The 19,280-nt window shown below is 52.8% G+C and carries 25 protein-coding genes, 1 tRNA gene and 1 pseudogene; 14 read left to right on the top strand and 13 right to left on the bottom strand.

Translation table 11 applies throughout. From position 1 onward, the window contains the following. Positions 1-5 precede the first annotated feature (5 nt). The 3 genes from DG177_RS07010 to DG177_RS07000 all read left to right on the top strand — a co-directional run bounded on the left by DG177_RS07010 (position 6) and on the right by DG177_RS07000 (position 3,517). Positions 6-902 carry a tyrosine recombinase gene (locus DG177_RS07010; protein ID WP_108810837.1) on the top strand — a complete coding sequence of 299 codons (897 nt, stop codon included), beginning with the start codon at positions 6-8 and terminating at the stop codon, positions 900-902. Between the two features lie 31 nt (positions 903-933). Continuing rightward, positions 934-1,881: an acetyl-CoA carboxylase carboxyltransferase subunit alpha gene (locus DG177_RS07005; RefSeq protein WP_108810836.1), complete on the top strand. Its 948-nt coding sequence runs from the start codon at positions 934-936 to the stop codon at positions 1,879-1,881. Between the two features lie 124 nt (positions 1,882-2,005). Further along, a complete protein-coding gene (locus DG177_RS07000) occupies positions 2,006-3,517 on the top strand; it encodes a M48 family metalloprotease (RefSeq protein ID WP_337658589.1) in 1,512 nt (503 codons plus the stop codon). 80 nt (positions 3,518-3,597) lie between these two features. Here the strand turns inward: DG177_RS07000 and DG177_RS06995 are convergent, their stop codons facing one another. Further along, complete coding sequence (locus tag DG177_RS06995; RefSeq protein ID WP_108810835.1) at positions 3,598-3,762, bottom strand: Flp family type IVb pilin; 165 nt, start codon at positions 3,760-3,762, stop codon at positions 3,598-3,600. 114 nt (positions 3,763-3,876) lie between these two features. Next, positions 3,877-4,047 carry a Flp family type IVb pilin gene (locus tag DG177_RS06990; RefSeq protein WP_108810834.1) on the bottom strand — a complete coding sequence of 57 codons (171 nt, stop codon included), beginning with the start codon at positions 4,045-4,047 and terminating at the stop codon, positions 3,877-3,879. 95 nt (positions 4,048-4,142) lie between these two features. Between DG177_RS06990 and DG177_RS06985 the strand changes: the two genes are divergently transcribed. Continuing rightward, positions 4,143-4,553, top strand: coding sequence for a (deoxy)nucleoside triphosphate pyrophosphohydrolase (locus DG177_RS06985; RefSeq protein ID WP_337658588.1), 411 nt, complete (start codon positions 4,143-4,145; stop codon positions 4,551-4,553). Positions 4,554-4,559: 6 nt separating this feature from the next. Here DG177_RS06985 and DG177_RS06980 read toward each other — a convergent pair whose 3' ends face one another. Further along, positions 4,560-5,426, bottom strand: coding sequence for a methyltransferase domain-containing protein (locus tag DG177_RS06980; protein ID WP_108810833.1), 867 nt, complete (start codon positions 5,424-5,426; stop codon positions 4,560-4,562). A gap of 40 nt (positions 5,427-5,466) precedes the next feature. Here DG177_RS06980 and DG177_RS17680 point away from each other — a divergent pair. From DG177_RS17680 to DG177_RS06955, 6 genes and pseudogenes are all read left to right on the top strand, one after another. Further along, positions 5,467-5,664, top strand: a pseudogene (locus tag DG177_RS17680) (double zinc ribbon domain-containing protein); the annotation flags it as partial. 45 nt (positions 5,665-5,709) lie between these two features. Beyond that, a complete protein-coding gene (locus tag DG177_RS06975) occupies positions 5,710-6,207 on the top strand; it encodes a ComF family protein (protein WP_337659046.1) in 498 nt (165 codons plus the stop codon). Between the two features lie 56 nt (positions 6,208-6,263). Continuing rightward, positions 6,264-6,521 carry a glutaredoxin 3 gene (grxC, locus tag DG177_RS06970; RefSeq protein WP_108810831.1) on the top strand — a complete coding sequence of 86 codons (258 nt, stop codon included), beginning with the start codon at positions 6,264-6,266 and terminating at the stop codon, positions 6,519-6,521. Continuing rightward, positions 6,522-7,358, top strand: coding sequence for a carbon-nitrogen hydrolase family protein (locus DG177_RS06965; protein WP_337658587.1), 837 nt, complete (start codon positions 6,522-6,524; stop codon positions 7,356-7,358). Between the two features lie 16 nt (positions 7,359-7,374). Continuing rightward, complete coding sequence (locus DG177_RS06960) at positions 7,375-7,881, top strand: DUF1178 family protein (protein ID WP_108810830.1); 507 nt, start codon at positions 7,375-7,377, stop codon at positions 7,879-7,881. A gap of 38 nt (positions 7,882-7,919) precedes the next feature. Then, a tRNA-Arg gene (locus tag DG177_RS06955) sits at positions 7,920-7,996 on the top strand. A 20-nt stretch (positions 7,997-8,016) separates the two neighbouring features. On the opposite strand, the gene DG177_RS06950 is transcribed toward DG177_RS06955, so the two are convergent. The 4 genes from DG177_RS06950 to DG177_RS06935 form a co-directional block, all read right to left on the bottom strand. Beyond that, the gene (locus tag DG177_RS06950) at positions 8,017-8,643 is read right to left on the bottom strand and encodes a DUF6969 family protein (RefSeq protein WP_337658586.1); all 627 of its coding nucleotides are present in this window, start codon (positions 8,641-8,643) and stop codon (positions 8,017-8,019) included. Beyond that, positions 8,640-8,918 carry a hypothetical protein gene (locus DG177_RS06945; protein ID WP_337658585.1) on the bottom strand — a complete coding sequence of 93 codons (279 nt, stop codon included), beginning with the start codon at positions 8,916-8,918 and terminating at the stop codon, positions 8,640-8,642. Before DG177_RS06945 ends, DG177_RS06950 begins: the two co-directional genes overlap by 4 nt. A gap of 219 nt (positions 8,919-9,137) precedes the next feature. Next, positions 9,138-9,551, bottom strand: coding sequence for a 3TM-type holin (locus DG177_RS06940; RefSeq protein ID WP_108810828.1), 414 nt, complete (start codon positions 9,549-9,551; stop codon positions 9,138-9,140). A 143-nt stretch (positions 9,552-9,694) separates the two neighbouring features. Further along, entirely contained in the window at positions 9,695-10,234 is a 540-nt protein-coding gene (locus DG177_RS06935) for a glycosyl hydrolase 108 family protein (protein ID WP_108812825.1), read from the bottom strand. A gap of 203 nt (positions 10,235-10,437) precedes the next feature. Here DG177_RS06935 and DG177_RS06930 point away from each other — a divergent pair, with 203 nt between their 5' ends. Together DG177_RS06930 and DG177_RS06925 are read left to right on the top strand one after the other, a co-directional pair. Next, positions 10,438-11,556 (top strand): acyl-CoA dehydrogenase family protein, encoded by a 1,119-nt coding sequence (locus tag DG177_RS06930; RefSeq protein ID WP_108810827.1) that lies wholly within the window; start codon positions 10,438-10,440, stop codon positions 11,554-11,556. A 28-nt stretch (positions 11,557-11,584) separates the two neighbouring features. Beyond that, entirely contained in the window at positions 11,585-12,778 is a 1,194-nt protein-coding gene (locus tag DG177_RS06925; protein WP_108810826.1) for an acyl-CoA dehydrogenase family protein, read from the top strand. Here DG177_RS06925 and DG177_RS06920 read toward each other — a convergent pair. The 5 genes from DG177_RS06920 to DG177_RS06900 are packed head-to-tail and all read right to left on the bottom strand — an operon-like array spanning position 12,775 to position 17,422. After that, on the bottom strand, positions 12,775-13,776 hold the full coding sequence (locus DG177_RS06920; RefSeq protein ID WP_108810825.1) for an MsnO8 family LLM class oxidoreductase: 1,002 nt from the start codon (positions 13,774-13,776) through the stop codon (positions 12,775-12,777). The genes DG177_RS06925 and DG177_RS06920 overlap by 4 nt on opposite strands. Positions 13,777-13,779: 3 nt before the next feature. Continuing rightward, entirely contained in the window at positions 13,780-14,517 is a 738-nt protein-coding gene (gene gspN, locus DG177_RS06915; protein ID WP_108810824.1) for a type II secretion system protein N, read from the bottom strand. A gap of 17 nt (positions 14,518-14,534) precedes the next feature. Then, positions 14,535-15,026 carry a thioredoxin family protein gene (locus tag DG177_RS06910; protein WP_108810823.1) on the bottom strand — a complete coding sequence of 164 codons (492 nt, stop codon included), beginning with the start codon at positions 15,024-15,026 and terminating at the stop codon, positions 14,535-14,537. A gap of 1 nt (position 15,027) precedes the next feature. Beyond that, complete coding sequence (locus DG177_RS06905) at positions 15,028-16,437, bottom strand: NAD(P)-binding protein (RefSeq protein ID WP_108810822.1); 1,410 nt, start codon at positions 16,435-16,437, stop codon at positions 15,028-15,030. A 58-nt stretch (positions 16,438-16,495) separates the two neighbouring features. Beyond that, entirely contained in the window at positions 16,496-17,422 is a 927-nt protein-coding gene (locus DG177_RS06900) for a hypothetical protein (RefSeq protein WP_108810821.1), read from the bottom strand. Positions 17,423-17,557: 135 nt separating this feature from the next. On the opposite strand from DG177_RS06900, the gene DG177_RS06895 reads away from it, so the two are divergent. Continuing rightward, positions 17,558-18,067: an RrF2 family transcriptional regulator gene (locus DG177_RS06895; protein ID WP_337658584.1), complete on the top strand. Its 510-nt coding sequence runs from the start codon at positions 17,558-17,560 to the stop codon at positions 18,065-18,067. Positions 18,068-18,071: 4 nt separating this feature from the next. Here the strand turns inward: DG177_RS06895 and DG177_RS06890 are convergent, their stop codons facing one another. Further along, a complete protein-coding gene (locus tag DG177_RS06890) occupies positions 18,072-18,365 on the bottom strand; it encodes an antibiotic biosynthesis monooxygenase (protein WP_108810820.1) in 294 nt (97 codons plus the stop codon). A gap of 141 nt (positions 18,366-18,506) precedes the next feature. On the opposite strand from DG177_RS06890, the gene DG177_RS06885 reads away from it, so the two are divergent. Then, on the top strand, positions 18,507-19,259 hold the full coding sequence (locus DG177_RS06885) for a methyltransferase domain-containing protein (RefSeq protein WP_108810819.1): 753 nt from the start codon (positions 18,507-18,509) through the stop codon (positions 19,257-19,259). The last annotated feature ends 21 nt before the right edge of the window (positions 19,260-19,280 follow it).

Genomic DNA, 19,280 nt, shown 5'->3' with positions numbered 1-19,280 from the left:
ATATTATGAGCAACGACTCTGTTTACATTGACCGGTTTCTTGAGATGATGGCGGCTGAAAGCGGTGCTTCGCCAAATACGCTGTCCGCTTATCGATCGGATCTCGAGCAGGCATCGAGCTTTGCGAAGGGTTTGCTGTCAGAGGCTGATCGCGCGGGTTTGGAGAAAATTGCGAGCGCATGGAGTGAATTGAAGAATAGCAGTGTATCGCGCAAATCTTCTTCTCTTCGCCGCTTTTTCGGTTTTCTGGTTGAGGAAGGATTTCGGGCGGATGATCCATCAGATTCACTTCCGCGACCCGGAGGGCAGCGTTCGCTGCCGAAGATCTTGTCACATGAAGAGGTCGCGAAACTTTTTGAAACGATCGAGGTCCGACTAAATACAAAAAACCCAAAACCCAAAGACGCGCGATTATCAGCTTTGATAGAGCTGCTTTATGGTTCCGGGCTCCGGGCCAGTGAGCTGGTCTCGCTGCCTCGCAAATCAGTGATGATGGATCGTCCCTTTCTAATCATCAGCGGGAAAGGCGGAAAGGAACGACTAGTGCCGATTTCTGACCGGGCGCGTCATGCGGTCAAAAGATGGACTGGCTTTGTCGATGGAGACGAAAAATATCTGTTTCCCTCTCGGACAGGCCATCTGAGCCGCATCCGATTGTTCCAGATTATCAAGGATCTGGCGACGAAATCCGACATCAACCCAACCAAAATAAGTCCGCATGTTCTTAGGCACGCATTTGCCACCCATTTGCTTGAGGGCGGAGCAGATCTCCGCGCGTTGCAGACACTGCTTGGTCATAGTGATATTAGCACGACACAAATCTATACCCATGTGGACAGTGCGCGCCTGGTAGAACTGGTAAATAACCGCCATCCGCTTAGCCGACATGATCTGACGCGTTGACGTTTCTGTCTGGCGGTTCTAACCGAATAAGATGACATCTTTCCTTGATTTTGAAAAACCGATTGCAGCTCTGGAATCGCGGATCATTGAACTCAGAGAGACGGCGGATGAAGGTTCGCTGGATATCGAATCTGAAATTGCGAAATTGCAGGCGAAGTCTGCGAAAATGCTCCGTGATACCTATGCTAATTTGACCCCTTGGCAAAAAACTCAAGTCGCGCGACACCCTGAACGACCACATTTCAAGGATTTCGTAGCAGGACTATTCGATGAATTTATTCCGCTCGGGGGTGATCGCAACTTTGGTGATGATCAGGCGATTATCGGCGGCTTTGCCAAGTTAGACGGTATCCGTATGGTGGTTATTGGTCACGAGAAGGGTGACGATACCGAAAGCCGTTTGCGTCATAATTTTGGTATGGGGAAACCGGAGGGATACCGCAAAGCGATTCGGTTAATGGATATCGCCGACAGGTTCTCTCTGCCGGTTCTGACATTGGTTGATACGTCAGGCGCGTTCCCAGGTGTTTCTGCGGAAGAACGCGGGCAGGCTGAAGCGATTGCGCGTTCCACTGAGAAATGCCTGTCGCTCGGAGTGCCCATGGTGGCGGTGATTGTGGGCGAGGGTGGTTCTGGAGGCGCGGTTGCTCTGGCTGCTGCCGAACGTGTGTTGATGTTGGAACATGCGGTCTATTCTGTGATTTCGCCCGAAGGCTGCGCATCGATATTGTGGCGTACCGGGGACAAAGCTGATGTCGCTGCGGACGCAATGAAAATTACCGCGCAGAACCTCAAGAAACTGGGCGTTGTTGATCGTATTGTGAAAGAGCCAGTTGGCGGAGCTCATCGCGACCAATCGCTTGCAATCGCGACATTGGGTAAGGCGATTGTCGATGAAATCGCGGCTTTGCGTGATAAGGATCGGAAAGAATTACGCACCATGCGCCGCGAGAAGTTTCTCCAGATGGGGACAATATAGCGCTTCAGCAAAGCAGAATCTGCCTGTCTTTTGGCACCATTCGGGTGATAGTAACGCTATTTTACATGGGTGACCCTTCCGCTCGATCCTTCTGTGATATATCTTGTCCAGCAAGGAGAGTGTGATGACCAGAATTTCAGTTAAGTTTCTGTCCACAGCGGCATTGTTTTCGTTAATGGCCTGCGGTGGCTCAAATGCTGACGCAGGTGCGGTTGAATCTGCCAGCGCCGGTCAGTCGGCACGGCAAGGTGAAGTGCGATCGATTTCAGCTGCAGACAAAAAGAAGGGCGCTGAGGCTCATCCGCAGTTGCTGCAGGAATTTGGCGGAAGCTATGACGGTCCGCAAACCGCATATGTCGTTCGGATCGGACAAGATATCGCAGTTCAGTCTGGCCTGGGAGATGCACGTAGTGACTTCACGGTTACTCTGCTCAATAGCCCGGTAAATAATGCTTTCGCGATACCTGGCGGATATGTTTATTTAACCCGGCAACTCATGGCGCTTATGAACGACGAAGCCGAAATGGCAGGCGTTTTGGGGCATGAAGTGGGTCATGTCGCGGCCGAGCATGGCCGAAAGAGGCAGAAAGCGGCCCGGAGAAATAGTATTTTGGGGGCTTTGGGGCAAATCGGAGCAGCCGTTTTGTTGGGCGATTCTGCGTTGGGCAAACTAGGGCAAGAGGTTTTCGGCACCGGCAGCCAGTTGCTTACATTAAAATATTCCAGAAAACAGGAGCATGAGGCCGATGATCTTGGCATCGCGTATCTGGCCTCCGCCGGATATGCGCCACAGGCGCTTTCGACAATGTTGGAGTCGTTGGCAGCGCAATCGGCAATTGATGCTCGTGCGGCGGGCCGAGATGCACGAGGCGTTCCGACATGGGCCAGTACCCATCCGAATCCGGTGCAGCGCGTTTCGAGAGCAGCAAAAAACGCAAGTAAATTGGGTATTAGCGGCGGCAAACGGAATAGGGATGCTTTTCTGAGAAATGTCGACGGTATTCTCTATGGTGATGATCCAAAACAGGGCGTTATTGAAGGAAATGATTTTCTCCACCCTGATCTGAAATTGAAGTTCACGGTGCCGAATGGCTTCTCCATGCAAAATGGGACGAGAGCCGTTACGATTAGGGGATCAGCAGGGCAAGGGCAGTTCTCGACAGGCCCCTATAACGGCAATATGACCACTTATATTGCGTCCGCTTTCAAGGCTGTGTCCGGGAAAGGACAAGCCATTGAATATGGCGATATTCAGCGCACAACCGTCAACGGGCTACCAGTGTCTTATGCAATTGGGCGGGTGAAGAGCAGAAATGGACAGGTCGACGTTACTGTTTTTGCTTATGAGTTTTCGAAAAACAGCGCATTCCACTTCGCAACCCTGGCACCGGCCGGTAAAGGAGCGGTATTTTCGCCCATGTATGACAGCGTAAAAAGACTAACCTCGGCAGAGGCGGCGGCCATCAAGCCGCGGAAGATTGATGTGGTGACGGTCAGAAGAGGAGACACAATCGACAGTCTCTCACGAAAAATGGCTTATACCAGTTACCAGAAGGATCGGTTTTTGGTTCTAAACCGGATGCGGTCCAATGAAAGCCTGCGTGCTGGTCAGAAGGTCAAGTTGGTCATTTATTGATTTGCGGCTGAATACCGCGCACAAAAAAAGACGGCAGCCTTTGCAGGCTGCCGTCCCAAATTTCTAAATTAATCCGAAGATTATCCAGCCATTTCACTTTCAACTTCGTTGAAGGTGTTGCTGAGGGTGTTACCCAGCTGACCCATTGCAACGATAGCTGCAACAGCGATCAGAGCAGCGATCAGGCCATATTCAATAGCCGTTGCGCCTTCTTCGTTCTTAAACATTTTACGTACGAGTTTCATGTCTGGTCTCCTATATTTGACAAACTTCACTTACCCAATCAAACCCGAATTCCGGGTCGATAATGATCACACTAATTCAGAAAACTTTATAAATGTTTAATGACATACGGCCATTTAGGAACTTGCGACTACTTCATCAGCAACTGTGTTCCACATGTTTCCGGTTGAATTTGCCACGCCACTAATCGCCACAATTGCGGTGATCGCGATGAGTGCCAAAATCAAACCATATTCAACGGCCGTCGCCCCCTGTTCCGAACGATATAATTTTTTAAATAGTCCCATTATATCCCTCTCTTCACTTCTAAAGTTCTGCTAAGTTGCGAACGAGCCGTTTTTCACAGAAAGGGATTAACAAAATCCTTACATCGCAAAAAAAAGTGGAAAATAATCCGACATATCTGTTCGTAGTGGCTGCCGCTCTGGTTGACCAAAACCGCAATATTCTGGTGCAGCAGCGCCCTCAGGGCAAGCCAATGGCCGGACTGTGGGAATTTCCCGGAGGTAAGGTCGAGGACGGCGAATCGCCGGAGCAGGCCTTGGTAAGGGAGCTTCAGGAAGAACTCGGTGTGGTGATAGAAACCGGGACATTGGTTCCCGCCGCCTTCGCCAGCGAACCGCTTGATGGCAAACATCTGCTCCTGCTTCTATATACGTGTCATGAATGGACAGGTGAAGTACAGAATCTTGAAGCACATGATATGAAATGGCTTCCGGTGAGTGCGTTAGAAGAGCTTGAAATGCCTCCTGCCGATATACCTCTGGTCGCACAGTTGCGTGCTATATTGTGACCGTGGTCAGTCTTCCGAAGGTTTGTTAAGCACGGTTTTCAGAGACATCTGACCGCTACCGCGACGAGCGGGTGTCGGTTGATCAGGGTGCGGAGCCCAGCCGCATAGATAAACAAGTTCGATTTGCTCGGTTGTTTTGCCTTCGCTGTCCGCTCGATCCTGAAAACCTTGTTTCATCTTCAGATAGACATTGTGAGGCAGCGACCGGACTTTATCTTTTAGAATGTTTGCGGAACCCAGATCCCTGATGTCGCTCACCAATTTATCAATATTGGCATAGCGCAGATACAGGCGGTCGCTATCTACTACAGGTAATGCAAAACCAACCCGCGCCATTAGGTCACCAGCGGTACGGATATCTATTTGTGGATGAACATGGGCAGATATCCGGTCGCCTTCGGCCTCCATCATTACCATCTTCAATGTGGTCAGGCTCTCAGCGCCAATAAGAGAAGCCAGAAAAAGTCCGTCAGGACTCAATACTCGTCGTGCCAGTGCCAACGCGCCTGGCAAATCATTGACGCTGTCCAGCGTGGCAATGTTAATAATCAGATCAAAGCTGTGATCTGCAAATGGCAGACGATCTTCATCACACTGTACCCCTCCAAGCGAATCGGCAAACATCAGGCTCGCGTCGGCGGTCACGATATTGATATTAAGCTTTGTTAGCGCCAATCGGAGATTTGGTCCCGCTTGTCCAATTAACAGGCATTTTTTGAATTCCCGCTTCACCAGAGAAAGTCGATCCAATATTTCCTTGGCCATGATTTCACTGATGAAATCCCGGCCTTGAGATCGACTAAATGCCCGATCACGAAAATGACGCCTTCTGGCGCGATCAAATAATTCTTCGGGGCCGCTTGTGTCATGCATACGGCCTTGTGCCTCTGGTGAGAACGGGCGACAAGAACAAATGGAAATTTTATCCCGGTTGCTCAAAACGATGCTCGATTTTGCGCTTCCGCCGCGATGTCCAATTTGCGGTGCTACCGTGGAATCGGACAATCGCTTTTGTCTGTCATGTTGGCAAAGCCTGGATTTCTTGAATGAACCCTGGTGCTCGTCTTGCGGCAGGCCTTTTGCTTTTGAACAAGGTGAAGGGGCGCAATGCGTTTCCTGCTTAAGAAAACGGCCGAAGCATGATGGTGTTCGGGCTGTGGTTGCCTATGATGACAAAAGCAGCCTGTTACCCATGCGATTGAAATATGGTGCACGTCTTGGATTGGCGGAGCTCATCGCGCAGCAACTGGTTCGATTCTTGGATGATGTTCCATCGGACGCGCTTATAATCCCAGTGCCACTCCATAGGTTGCGTCTATGGTCGCGCGGTTTCAATCAGGCTGTGCTGATCGGTCGCGCTTTGTCAGCACATAGCGGACTTGTCATGCGAACCGATATCTTGATCCGTAAAAAAGCAACTCCGCCGCTGCGTTCGATGTCCGCGAAACAGAGGAGCAATATTGTCAGAAATGCTTTTTCACTGTCACGCGATGGGGAATGCGGACTGAAAGAAAAAGCGGTCGTTCTGGTTGATGATGTTTATACTACTGGCTCGACCGCTAATGCCTGTGCTGAAACATTGAAGAAATCAGGAGTGAGCAGCGTAATGGTTTTCTGTTGGGCAAGGGTGTTGAAGGATGATGAACAGAGTTGAATTTTTTGCTGATCAGGACCATCTGCGTAGATAAGCAACTAGATTGGAAGACTCTTATGGCGAAAGTCGAAATTTATACCAAGTTCACATGTGGATACTGCTTTCGTGCAAAGGCCTTGCTGAACAGCAAGGAGGTTGTTTTTGAAGAAACAGACATCACCATGGGCGGTGCAAAGCGCCAAGAAATGATCCAGCGCGCCGGGGGTAGTACCACGGTGCCGCAGATATTTATCAATGACCAGCATATCGGGGGCTCCGATGATCTCGCTGCTTTGGAAGCAGCTGGTAAGCTGGAAGAGTTGTTGGCGGTCTAATTGCCAAGCCGTATCGCCTTGGCTCAGATGTGCAGCGGCATTGAACCGGTTGCCAACGCCCGAATATTGTGTTCTCATATCGATGAGGCGGCATCTGCGGGCGCAGAGATAATTTTTACGCCGGAAATGACGGGGCTCGTCGATCGCAATCGCAATCGCGCAAAGTCCAGTATTTGTGAAGAGCAGAGCGATCTGGTCCTTGGTGCCGCCCGCGATGCGGCTTCCCGTAACGCTATATGGGTTGCCCTTGGTTCTTTGGCGATTAGTCCGAAGCAGGGCGATACAGGCAAATGGGTAAACCGGTCTTTTCTGATCAATCCTGCAGGTTCAGTTATTGCGCGCTATGACAAGATCCATCTGTTTGACGTGGATCTGGATACCGGTGAAACTTGGCGGGAATCCGTGGCCTATGAAAGCGGAACTCAAGCCGTAACGGCATCTGTAATGGGTGCGTCACTCGGTCTTTCTGTTTGTTATGATCTGCGTTTTCCGGCGCTCTATGCCGCGCTGACCAATGCTGGCGCTGATATTCTATCGATACCAGCAGCGTTTACAGTTCCGACCGGGAAGGCTCATTGGGAGATATTATTGCGCGCGCGCGCTATTGAGGCCGGTGTTTTTGTCGTTGCTGCTGCGCAGTCCGGAGAACATGAAGATGGTAGAGTTACCTACGGTCACTCTATGGTGATCGACCCGTGGGGTGAGATATTGCTGGATATGGGCACAGAAACCGGAGTGGGTATTTGTGATATTGATATGAGCGCCGTCAGTGCCGTGCGGAGCCGCATTCCGGCGATTGCCAATCGTCGGTCATTTGCGGCACCGAAGGACCTGTAATGCCAAGAGTTATGCAATGATAGTATTTGACCTAGTCTGCCGAGATGGCGGCCATCAGTTCGAGGGTTGGTTTGGTTCGTCAACTGACTATGAAAAACAGCTCCAAGCGGGTTTGATCGATTGTCCAAGTTGTGGATGCACTTCCGTCGACAAGGCGGTGATGGCCCCGAATGTCGGCATAAAAGGTAACCAGCGTGCCGGTTCGCAGCCAGTCACAACCAATGCGCAAGAACCCGCATCGGCGGATGAGGTCGGCCAATCGGTGAGCAATCAGGTTGCTGTATCTGCGGAATATCAGGAGTTGATCGGCAAATTGGCGCAGGCGCAAGCTAAGATGCTTGAACAGTCGGAATGGGTAGGCAGTGATTTTCCCGAACAGGCACGGGCTATTCATTATGGGGAAAAAGACATCGTACCGATCCATGGCACAGCGTCGGCAGAAGATGCGGCTGAGCTTGAGGATGAGGGTATTGAGCTTACACAGCTTCCCCTTCCGGTGACACCACCTGAGGAACAAAATTGACTGGTCTATGGCTTAGTCAGAGGCTAGATAACGCGTAGGCGCCCGTAGCTCAGGTGGATAGAGCATCAGATTCCTAATCTGGGGGCCACAGGTTCGAATCCTGTCGGGCGCACCATTTTATTCAATTATCTGCTGTTAGAGATCGAACGCTGTTCGCGACATGATTTCGACGCTCTTATTTTCAAACACCGCGTCGCCGAGTTCAGCTTTCTTTTCAGCCAGCAGCTTGTCGCGCTCTTGCAGTATATCGATGATTGGGTCACGAAAGACTTCGACAGCGGCGGTGAGCCAGTCATTGACCAGTGGATCACCGGGGGCTTTTTTCATGGAGAAAAGCTTGAGCCGCGATGCGATGGCATCTGCGGGCATGAAATATTCGTAGGTCACCCAATAGTTGGTGGTGAACCAGCTCAGCGGCATGCCATCAAGGCCAAAGCTGAGTGCGCCGAAATGCACGACGCCTTGGGTCGGTTTGCCATTGGGTAGTTTCTTGGGTGGTTCGTAGAGTGCGTCTACGCCCTTGAACATGTCCAGCGGTAGAAACATGTGAAAATGGCCATGCTCGCCTTCTTCACGCTCCTCGGGCTTGTGCGCATGGTAGAACCAGCGAGACTTGTTGCCGGGTGCAACACAGTCGCCCTTCGGATAATGTTGGTACTGAACGAAAGGGGCGTCTGCCGGTACCACTCTGGGTACTAGCGAGACGCCCTCTTTAGCTATTTGGCCCGTAAGCTCAAACAGCCTTTCTAATGCATTTGTCAATGCGCTGTACTGATATTACTCAGTAGCGGCACATGCAGCGGCACATGCAGCATCGCCAGCGGCACATGCAGCAGCACAAGCAGCACAACCAGCGGCTTCAGCAGCACAACCAGCGGCGCATGCAGCAGCACAACCAGCGGCACATGCAGCATCACCAGCGGCACATGCAGCACAACCAGCGGCACATGCAGCACATTCAGCGGCACATTCTGCAGCTGCAGCAGCATCTTCAGCTTGCTCAGCACATGCTGAAAGAGCAGGAACTGCAAGAGCAAGACCACCGGCTACTGCCAGCATTTTGCGGAAACTTGTTTCGTTAGACATTAAAATATCCCCTTTGGAATGAACTAGACTTTCCCCTCTATCTGCAAAGATATAGGCATGGCAAGTCTATTTCTAAGTTATGATGGAAAATGGCAGAAAATGTCGCTTTATTGGGCAGTAAATTGGTTAATTGCTCAAAAAAGGGGCGATGAATCGGGCCGATTCTCTCGCTATTTCTCTACGCCACGGATTTTCCCCCATTGCCGGGCAACGGTGTAGCCGAGATAACCAGTGCCAAACAAAGCATAAAGAGGCTCAGGAATGCCGACCAAATAGGCGTTCATCCCACGCGCAATATTATGTGCCGCTTCAGGGTTGATGGCAGCGATCAGGCCCATCGGAATGGACCAGAGCAGCAACAGGTACATAACGTACAGAAAACTTGGCCGAGCGCGACTGGTCCACGGGTCGCGAGATTCGGCCTCAGCCAGTATCGCAGACATCTGGGCACGGATATGCTCCAATTCCTGACTGCCTTCGAGTTTGAGCAGCTCCAGCTTGGCGCGATCACGCCCTTGCTTATCGGGAATGATCTTGTCGATGATTTTGGAAACAGGTCCGATGAGCGTGGAAAGTAAAGTCACGGGATTTATCCTTTCTGATTAGATCACGGATTAAGAGGACAGAATGTGAAAAAGAGGCGGGCTGTGTTTTTTGTTGGGAAGGTCGGGGCAAAAGGATCCCACCAACTAGGGCCAATCTTAAAGCGTTTTTTCGAGAAGACGCCTTACCCGATTCGATTGGCCAACCAGCCGTAAAGAAAAGCCTCATTGGCCGGTCGCTGTTCAGCCAGTTTTATATAGCGTGCACCTTGCAAGGCCTCGACAGCCTTGCGCAAAATGATCTCGCCATCGGCTCCGCGTTTGTCCAAAAACTGCTTCAAGGCATCGAGGGTCTGGGGGCCTATTTTGCGGTCGGTTGTAATATCAACGTAATCCAGGCCATTGCGATTCAGGGCGTTCAGCGCCCTTTGCAAGAAACCCGCTGCAGTGGCGGGCCCCATATTAATGCCAGTGTCGAACAATTCCTCGGCCAGCCGTGGGGCAAGCGCTGCGATTTTATCAAAGGCCGGACGTAACCAGTAGTTGCGCTTATATATGGCAACAGCTTGATCATAGGGAAAGTGGCGCATGTCACCAGCATAGCCGTGACGGCGCGCTACAGTTTCAGTCACGCCCCAGCGCGTTGGGCCACCCCGATCGGCCGGATGGTTGGAGTAATCACCTTCTATGGTGATGGCGTTGTCGATGAGTTTGTCGATATTCATGTCAGGTTCTTTCTCGTCAGGGGTTAAGAGCATGAAATAACCTATTTGGTTATATGTAGGAAAGAACATTTTTCTGCGATGGAATTTAATTGACTGATTAACTCTGTTCGGGCCTATTCGGAACGATGGTTGGCACGATGATTCGCCAGATGTGTTGCGGCGTCTGATCAACGCCAAAATAATAATATTTAGGAGCTGGTAGTTTGAACTTTGATTTCTCTGATGATCAGAAATTCCTGCGCGATGAAGCGCGCAAATTTTTGGAAGCCCAGTGCACCAGCGCTCACGTACGCGCCGTGCTTGATAATGATGCGATGAGCCACAATGACGAAGTTTGGCAAAAAATCATCGAAATGGGCTGGCTTGGGGCCGCCATACCGGAAGAATTTGGCGGGCTTGGTCTAGGCATGCTGGAACTTTGCGTGATTGCAGAGGAGCTGGGCCGCGTGTTGGCGCCGGTGCCGTTCGGGTCGTCTGCCTATTTCTTTGCCGAGGCGGTGAAGCTGGCAGGGACCGAGGAACAGAAAGCGGAATGGCTACCCAAAGTGGCAGACGGCAGTATCGTAGGTTGCCTTGCAACCACCGAAGGTCCCGGTGCATTATCGGCATCATCGGTTCAGACGACTGCCAAGGATGGCAAGCTGACCGGGATCAAGTTGCCAGTGACCGATGGTGATGTTGCAACTCATGCCGCGGTGCTGGCCAAAGAGGGCAGTGGGACTGGCCTTTACGTAGTGGCGCTGGATCAAACCGGGGTATCGCGAAAATCGCTCAAAACCATCGAGCCGACCCGCAGTCATGCTGAGATTAAATTTGATGGCGTATCGGCGACACGCTTGGGGAAAGAGACCGGCAATGGAATGACAGTGCTCGATCAGGTGATGAACCGCGCAGCTGTTTTACTAGCTTTCGAACAATTGGGCGGCGCGTCGCGCTGTCTGGAAATGGCCACCGAATATGCCAAGGAGCGTCAGGCCTTTGGCAGACCCATTGGCGGCAATCAGGCGATCAAACACAAGCTGGCCGATATCTATGTGAAAAACGAAGTGGCGCGCTCCAATGCCTATTATGGCGCCTGGGCGCTCTCAACCGATGCGGCCGAATTGCCGGAAGCGGCGGCAGCGGCGCGGGTTGCTGCGTCGGAAGCATTCTGGTTTGCCAGCAAGGAAAATATCCAGACGCATGGCGGCATGGGCTTTACCTGGGAGGTGGATTGCCACCTCTACTATCGCCGCGCAAAATTGCTGTCCGTGCAGGCCGGCAGCCCGGCAGTCTGGAAAGAAAAGCTGGTTTCCGCACTTGAAGCCAAAAACGCGGCTTAGTCGATAATTCCCTGAGAAGGACGAGAAAATGGATTTTACAGATACAACAGAAGAAGCAGCATTCCGGGCCGAGGCCAATGCGTTTCTGGGTCAACATCTTGAGCCCAAAAAAGCAGCGGCGATCCGCTCTGGACGGCGCGACGATTATTTGCAGCGGGCAAAGGACTGGCAGAAGGTCAAAGCCGAAGGCCAGTTTGCACAGATTACTTGGCCCAAGGAAATTGGCGGGCGCGGCGGCACGCCGATGCAGCAGGTCATTTGGAATCAGGAAGAGTCCAAATTTGATGCTCCAACCGGGCCATTCGCGATCGGTCTTGGCATGTGCGTGCCAACAGTTATCGCTTTCGGTTCTGACGAACATAAAAAACGCTATGTCCAAAAGGCACTGTTCGGTGAAGAAATCTGGTGTCAGCTTTTCTCTGAACCAGCGGCTGGTTCGGATGTTGCCGGGCTGAAAACCAAAGCAGTCAAGGACGGCGATGATTGGGTGATCAATGGCCAGAAGGTCTGGACCTCCGGTGCCCATTATTCCGACTATGGCATTTTGCTGGTTCGCACCGATCCCGATGTGCCCAAGCATAAGGGCCTGACCATGTTCATTGTCGACATGAAACAGGAAGGCGTCGATGTACGCCCGATCCATCAGGCATCAGGCGGCAGCGAGTTTAACGAGGTCTATTTCACCGATGTCCGCATTCCAGATGCTGACCGGCTAGGCGAACCCGGCATGGGCTGGAAAGTCGCTTTGGTCACGTTGATGAATGAACGGCTGGCCGTAGGCGGTTCTCCCGGACCGGATTGGGCGGAGATTATGGACTATGCCCGGTCATCCGGTTCCATGAGTGATCAGGCCTTTCGTGCGAAGCTGGCTGACTGGTATGTCGCGGCGCAGGGCTACAAGCTGACCAAGTTCCGAACCCAGACCGCCTTGTCAAAGGGCGAAACTCCGGGGCCGGAAAATTCCATCGGCAAGGTAATCACCGCGAACCATTTGCAGGACATCTGCAACAGCGCGATCGAGATGCAGGACCATTACGGGATTATCTCTGACAAGGACCATGCACCAGCGGATGCGATTTTTCAGGAAAGCTTCATGTGGGCACCGGGCCTGCGGATTGCTGGCGGCACAGATGAGATCCTGAAAAATATCATCGCCGAACGCGTCCTGGGTCTGCCGCAGGATGTGCGGGTCGATAAGGACAAGCCTTTCTCGGCTTTTTAGGCAGCGATCAGGTCGCGGACTTCGGCGGCCAGACCATAGGACTTTTCGCGTGCGGCTTGGTCGAAGATCGAGCCGCAGACGATCAGTTCATCTGCTTGTGTGCGGTTTAGAAAGGCTCGGACACCATTGAGGACCGCATCTGGCGCACCAACGGCGCTGCCCTGCATAATTTGTGCGAGCATAGACTGGGCTTGAGGCGGCAGGCTTTCGCGATAGCCCTCGATTGGCGGCGGCAATTTACCCGGATTGCCGGTGCGCAATGCGACGAAACTTTGCATCATCGAGGTAGCCAGATGCTCTGCTTCGTCATCCGTGTCAGCCGCGAAAATGTTAAACCCGCACATCGCATAAGGCTCCGCCAATTGCGCCGATGGTTTGAAATCCCGGCGGTAAATAGCCAGAGCTTCGTCCAGCGCTTGTGGCGCGAAATGGGAAGCAAAGGCATAGGGCAGGCCAAGGGCGGCCGCGAGCTGTGCGCCAAATAGGCTGCTGCCCAATATATAGAGCGGTATTTTGGCGCCAGCACCAGGCGTTGCCTGAATGCCGAGCGCTTCATCACCTTCGAGCAGGGCTTGAAGCTCAACGACATCGCGCGGAAACTGGTTGGGATCGGTATTCAAGTTACGCCGCAGCGCCTGAGCGACCCGCTGGTCGGAGCCCGGCGCACGCCCCAGACCGAGATCAATGCGTTCGGGGAATAATGCCTCCAATGTCCCGAATTGCTCGGCGATCACTATCGGTGCATGATTGGGCAGCATGATTCCGCCCGCGCCGATGCGAATGGTTTTCGTGCCCGCGCCGATATGACTAAGCGCCACTGATGTCGCGGCGCTTGCAATCCCGGCCATACCGTGATGCTCTGCCATCCAGAAGCGTTCAAAGCCCAAGGCTTCGCCATGCTGTGCGAGCGCGAGCGAGCGGTCCAGCGCTGTCTTGACATCGGCCCCTTGCGGTACCGGTGAAAGGTCAAGAATAGAGAAGTTCACGGCTTTGTTCATGATTTACCTCTTTTGCCCAAGCTGGCCTGCCACTTTAATGGCATAGCCGCTGGGCACTTTTCGAAAACCCAATGTTGGTAACAACAGCGTCCACGCACGGTCATTCCCATTCAGGAATAGCCGCGCGGTGTAAAAACCATTGCCTTCCAGTTTCATCGTCAAATCTTCCATGCCTGAACCGCTGGAGAGCGGCAGCACGAGCACGCCATCCTCGCAGACAGCATTGCCGAGCAGGCCTCGTTTCAAATCCAGTCCCGGGATATTGGCATCCAGAGAAAGCCGAACCTTCCCGCTGGCTGACTGACAACGGCCACCGGCAAAAGCAACGCTGACATTATCGAGCGCGATACTGGATGCTGGCAGAGGGGCAAGGGTTTGGCCTACGCTCAAAATCGTCGTGGCATTTTCAACCAATAGGGCAGACCCCTGTTTCCCAATCGTGGCTGAGAGCCCGGGATCTCCAGAATTGGCCGGGCGTTCCAGATCCAATTTCACCTTCCCGGTCAGAAGAGGAAAAAATTGCACACCTGCATCCAGGTCGCCCAGTGCAAAAGGTCCCAACTGGGCCTGTTCGATACGCCCGTTCCAGATGCTGCCGCTAATCTCCCGTGCAGAAAATTTGGTATTTTCCAGTCCCGCCATGCTGACCGCCAGCTTGAGCGGCATGAAGACAAACGCCATTAATATCAGCCCGAGGACAATCAATATGTAGATCAAAGCGCGCGGCACCTGCTTTCCCATTCAATCCAGTTCCACTATTATAGCTCAGGCATAAACTGATCAAAATAGGTATAAATGTCTGCTTCATCACGGCTTGCAGCGTTACGCCATGTCGGTGCTGATTCCGGATTGAGCAAGGCGCCGCGCGGAGAGAGAATCAGCACGGTCGGGGTGCCCTTGATCGCGTCAATGCCGAACCGCTGGGCGATATCGATATTGCGATCCCGATATCCAACATCGACATAGACGACTTCATATTTCGCTTTCAACATGGTCGCAAAGCGGGGCTGTTCAAACCAGCCGGCGAGCCCGCGGCTATCGTGACACCAGTTAGCGCCCATAACCAGTATCACGCGTTTGTCCTCCACCACAGCGCGGGCCAGGGCAGCATCGACATTCTCGGATGCCTTGGCGTTCTTTTTATAGGGCTTGGCCTCGGGATGTTCTGCAGCAGCTTCATCTGCCTCTGGGGCGGCGAGAGCAGGCGCCGCATATGCTAGACCTGCAGCAAGGAAAATCTGTTTCAACATATTAGCCACCTGCCTGCGCGATCAGTTTCGGAAGATTGCCCATCGCTGCCATGGCATTGGCACGAAATGCTTCGAGCACGGCAATTTTCTCTTTATCATCCGTACCGACGCCGAAAATCATCTTGCCGAAACCATCGAGCCTGCTCTGCGTGATCCATCCATTGACGACCTTGTCTTGCGACCATTGAAACTGGTTCATCATGTTGACCATCGTCGCGGCTGGATATGTATCAATGCCATCGGGCAGGGGAATGGGTTGCCCCAAGCGGTTTTTTGTCTCGTCATCATCATAGGTGACTTCGAGGAATGCGCTAAGAGCGGCGCTGAAAGCCGGTTGCGGTACGCGGATCATCTGCAGTGTGATCAAGCCATCCTGAAATTGCGGAACCACCGGGCGACGTTCAACCGCGGTGGCGGTGCAGTCAATGTACAGCGTTTCGGCTGGCATTGGATAGTTGCCTTCTTTCAGATGCATGCCGCCCTGATCGATAGTCTCGACATGGCCCATGCGGACGACATTCTTAATCTTCCGCAGAATATCGACTTCACCTTGAGAGATCGTTGCATAGTGGAACATGCTGGGTGTCGCTTCGGGATCAATGCGTAGCATCACACCGCAGGCTTCGAGGCGTAGAAACAGATCATCGGCGGATTCCGCCGCTGCCAGTGCCGCCATCAAATCCCTTTGGCCGCCAATGGTTTCGTGAAAAAATTCCTGACCCGGCTGGGTATTGTTACGATTGAGCAGCCAGCTATCACGCGGGCAGACCCACACGATATCATCCGCATCAGCGCCTGAGCGCAGCAGCCAGACCCCAACATCCATTGCCGTTTTACCCGCGCCGAGGATCACGAATTTCTTGGGTCGCGGTCCTGCACCTTGCCAAAGTTGTGGCAGGCCGTTGGGCGGGATCATCTTTGCGCCGTCCTTCACCTCAAATTTCGGCGTGTGGGTGGATGGCACCGTGGTGCCATAATAAGTGGCATCCACCGTTTTTTTGCGGATTTTAATCTCGCTTTCCTGACCTGACAGCAGCGACACAAATTTGCCGTCCCCGACATAGTCACACATCGGATGATAGTTGACCCGGCCGCTCGGTATAAAGCGCTGGTGCATTACCTTCTCAAAATAGCTGTTCACCTCTGTACCGGTAGCGAGCTCATAATAGCCTTTGTTCAACCCGGTTTTGTCAATCGCACCGCTGCCCAACTCGGTCGAGTTCACGCCATAAAAGGCGGATGGTTGATGCAGCGACACAAAGGGATAGGCGTCGTTCCAGTGACCGCCCGGTTTGCCATGCCGGTCGACAATCGTGATATGCGCATCGCTTTCATCCAGCAATGTATCGGCAAAAGCCATGCCCACGGCACCGCTGCCGATAATTAGATAATCCGTTTCGGCAGTCGCCATGGTGTCTTTCCTTCAGGTCCTTCTTAAAATCCCTAATGATTTCGGACGCGAAGGGCAATCAAACTTCTAGGCGTGTCAGAGAACAAGCAGTCGTAAGACCAAGTCCCCGTTTCATGGCCGGATAAACCCTGACCATCGCCGCGACCATGGCCAGTTCCCGCCGGACTGGGCGCCCGAACTGTTGCTCAATGCGCAGCCCCAGATCATCCGCCTCCGCAGATTGCCGGGCAATGGCCTGAGCGAAATCAAAGGCCAGTTTATGGTCGCCGGACAGCTTGCCCGCCAGCATGGCGTTGACCTCGTCTCTTGGCAAACCTTCCGCCAGCGCGCCTTGCGCAGCGGTGATGGCGCAGGGACCACAATCCTCGACCAGCGTCGCACCAATTCGCGCGGCGGACAGCAGGCCTGCGCTTGCTTCATAACGATGATTGCTGGCGGGCATGAAATGCTTTAATTTCTCCAGCATTTGCCCGGGTGCGCTTGCAATCTCATGCATATAGGCGCTTTCGCCCGGCGACATTCGGTCAACCATGGCCAGGAACAGGCGATCTGGTACGCCCGCTGGTACTATCCGCTGTCGGAAAAACAGTATGGCCAGCGCAGCCAGCACCAGCAGCGGCGGACCGAGTACGCCGGGTGCGTCGGCCCAGAAGATATCTGGTGAACAGATTCCAACCGCAACCTCGTAGATATGCAAAACGCCATGTAGGGAAAGCCACAATGCTCCGGCCAGTGCGCCCAGCCAGCGTATGTGGAGACTTGCACCGGCGTAGAGCAATATGATCCCGCAGGCCGCATAAGCAATCCCGATATCGCGTATGAAATGCTTGTTCGGCGGGCCGGTAGTGATGACGGTGGGGATCGCGGTATACCAGTCGAGTGGACTGATGATCATAAAGAGGCCAAAAAGCAGTGCGAATATTCCAACGGCGATGACCAGCATTTGCGCTAGCCTATCGAGAAAGTCGGGTTTACCGGTTTGCACGAGCGTCTCCTTTGTCTTTTTTAATTCAGATAATAAATATCCGAATTAAAAATTTTGTCAATGTGGATTCGGCAAATTGCCGTCGCCGCGCTATTCGGATATGAAATATCGGAATATTCATGAAGTAGGTAGCATATGCAGATTTCCAAAGGTGTTGAATGGGCGGCGCACGCGGCCGCTTTGCTAAACGGCCTTCCCGCGGGCCGCGGCCTGAAAGCGGAAGCTTTGGCCCGCTATCATGGCGTTCCGGCACCCTATATGGCGAAGCAGCTACAGGCGCTAAGCAAGGCCGGGATCACCAAAACATCACGTGGGGCACATGGCGGTTATCGTCTCGCCAAGCCGGCGGACGAGATATCACTATGGGATATTACCGCAGCAGTCGATGGTGAAGGTCCGGCATTCCGGTGCACTGAAATTCGCCAAAACGGCCCGTGCGGGCTGAAACCCGAAGACTGCAAAGCACCCTGCCAGATTGCGGCTGCCTTCGCGTCTGCTGAGCGGGCTTTTCGAGACAGTCTGGCAGCCGTGTCTTTGGCCGATTTGGCAGGCCAAGTCGTCAATGACTCCCAGCCGGATCACCTGCTCGCGATGATGAACTGGATCAATGACGCGGCGGAACCGCTTAGCGAGAAAAACGCTTAGTTCATCATATAAGCTTGGTCATGGTTTCGAAACGCAATGGTTCGGCCAACCAATTGTCGTAATTATCCATGACCGCTTTTGTATATGGCTTGCCGTGATGCTCTTTCAGAGCGGCTTCATCCTGCCATTCTTCAAACAGGAAGACATGCCCCTGATCGGGATCAGCCAAGACAGTGAACTGAATGCAGCCGGGCTCTGCGCGGGTTTCTTCAACAATGTCCAGGATCGCGTCCTGTGCGTCGGTAAAATATTCGGATTTGGGTGTGATTTTGGCAAAGCCGAAAAGGGTGTTGGTCATAGGATCCAGACTTGATGTTTGATTGGTCCCCCCGCTTTGGCTAATATCTCAACCTATTCCCTTACGCTTGCAAGTCAAAAATCACTTGAACCAGAAACAGATAATGATATGATACAACATATCATATAGGAATAACGATCTATGATCAATCCAAGCAATACTCCGACATCACGATTCTTACGCGATGCCGGTATAGAGCCAGCTATGCGGATTCTGGATATCGGCTGTGCGACTGGCCTGTTAACGCGTGAGTTGGCCGCGTTGGTTGGGAAGAATGGCCATGTCCTGGGGGTTGATAGCAATGATGATCGGCTTGCAGAAGCAAGAGATCAGACCATTGGTTCGAACCACGCCACCATCGACTATGAAAATGTCGACCTGGCCGGAAATCTGCCGGACTGGGAGCCATTCGACGCCATTGTTGGAAGAAGGGTTTTGATGTATCTGCCGGATGCTGCTGAGACAGTGCGGCGATTGTCGGCCTTCCTCAAGCCGGATGGTTTGATGATTTTTCAGGAGCATAGCGCGACCGGCATGCCCTTTGCGGCGGGGCCGATTCCCCAGCATCGACAGGCCCATGACTGGCTGTGGCGCATGATTGCCGCAGAGGATGGAACAATCACGATGGGTCTCGAACTTCCAAAGCTCCTTGAAAAGGCAGCATTGGATATTGCTCACTATAGAGCAGAGGTGATCATGCTGGGTTCCGCGAGTGATCAAGGGATTGAAGATGTCGCCAATTATATGGTGGAGAGGGTGATAGACGCCGGGGTGGCCGACCGAGAATCGATCCGGCCCGGTAGTTTGACCGAGCGTCTTGTCGCAGAGCGTCAGAAAGCCAGTCCGATTGCGTGGGATATGGCTTATCTAATTTGCGGGACCAAGCGGAGTTGACGCTTGGGCATTGAGAACGAA

The organism is Sphingorhabdus sp. Alg231-15 (assembly GCF_900149705.1).
In the GTDB taxonomy this organism is placed as follows: Bacteria; Pseudomonadota; Alphaproteobacteria; order Sphingomonadales; family Sphingomonadaceae; genus Parasphingorhabdus.
The sequence above is the reverse complement of the archived record's forward strand: the minus strand, read 5'-3'. Positions and strand labels throughout refer to the sequence as shown.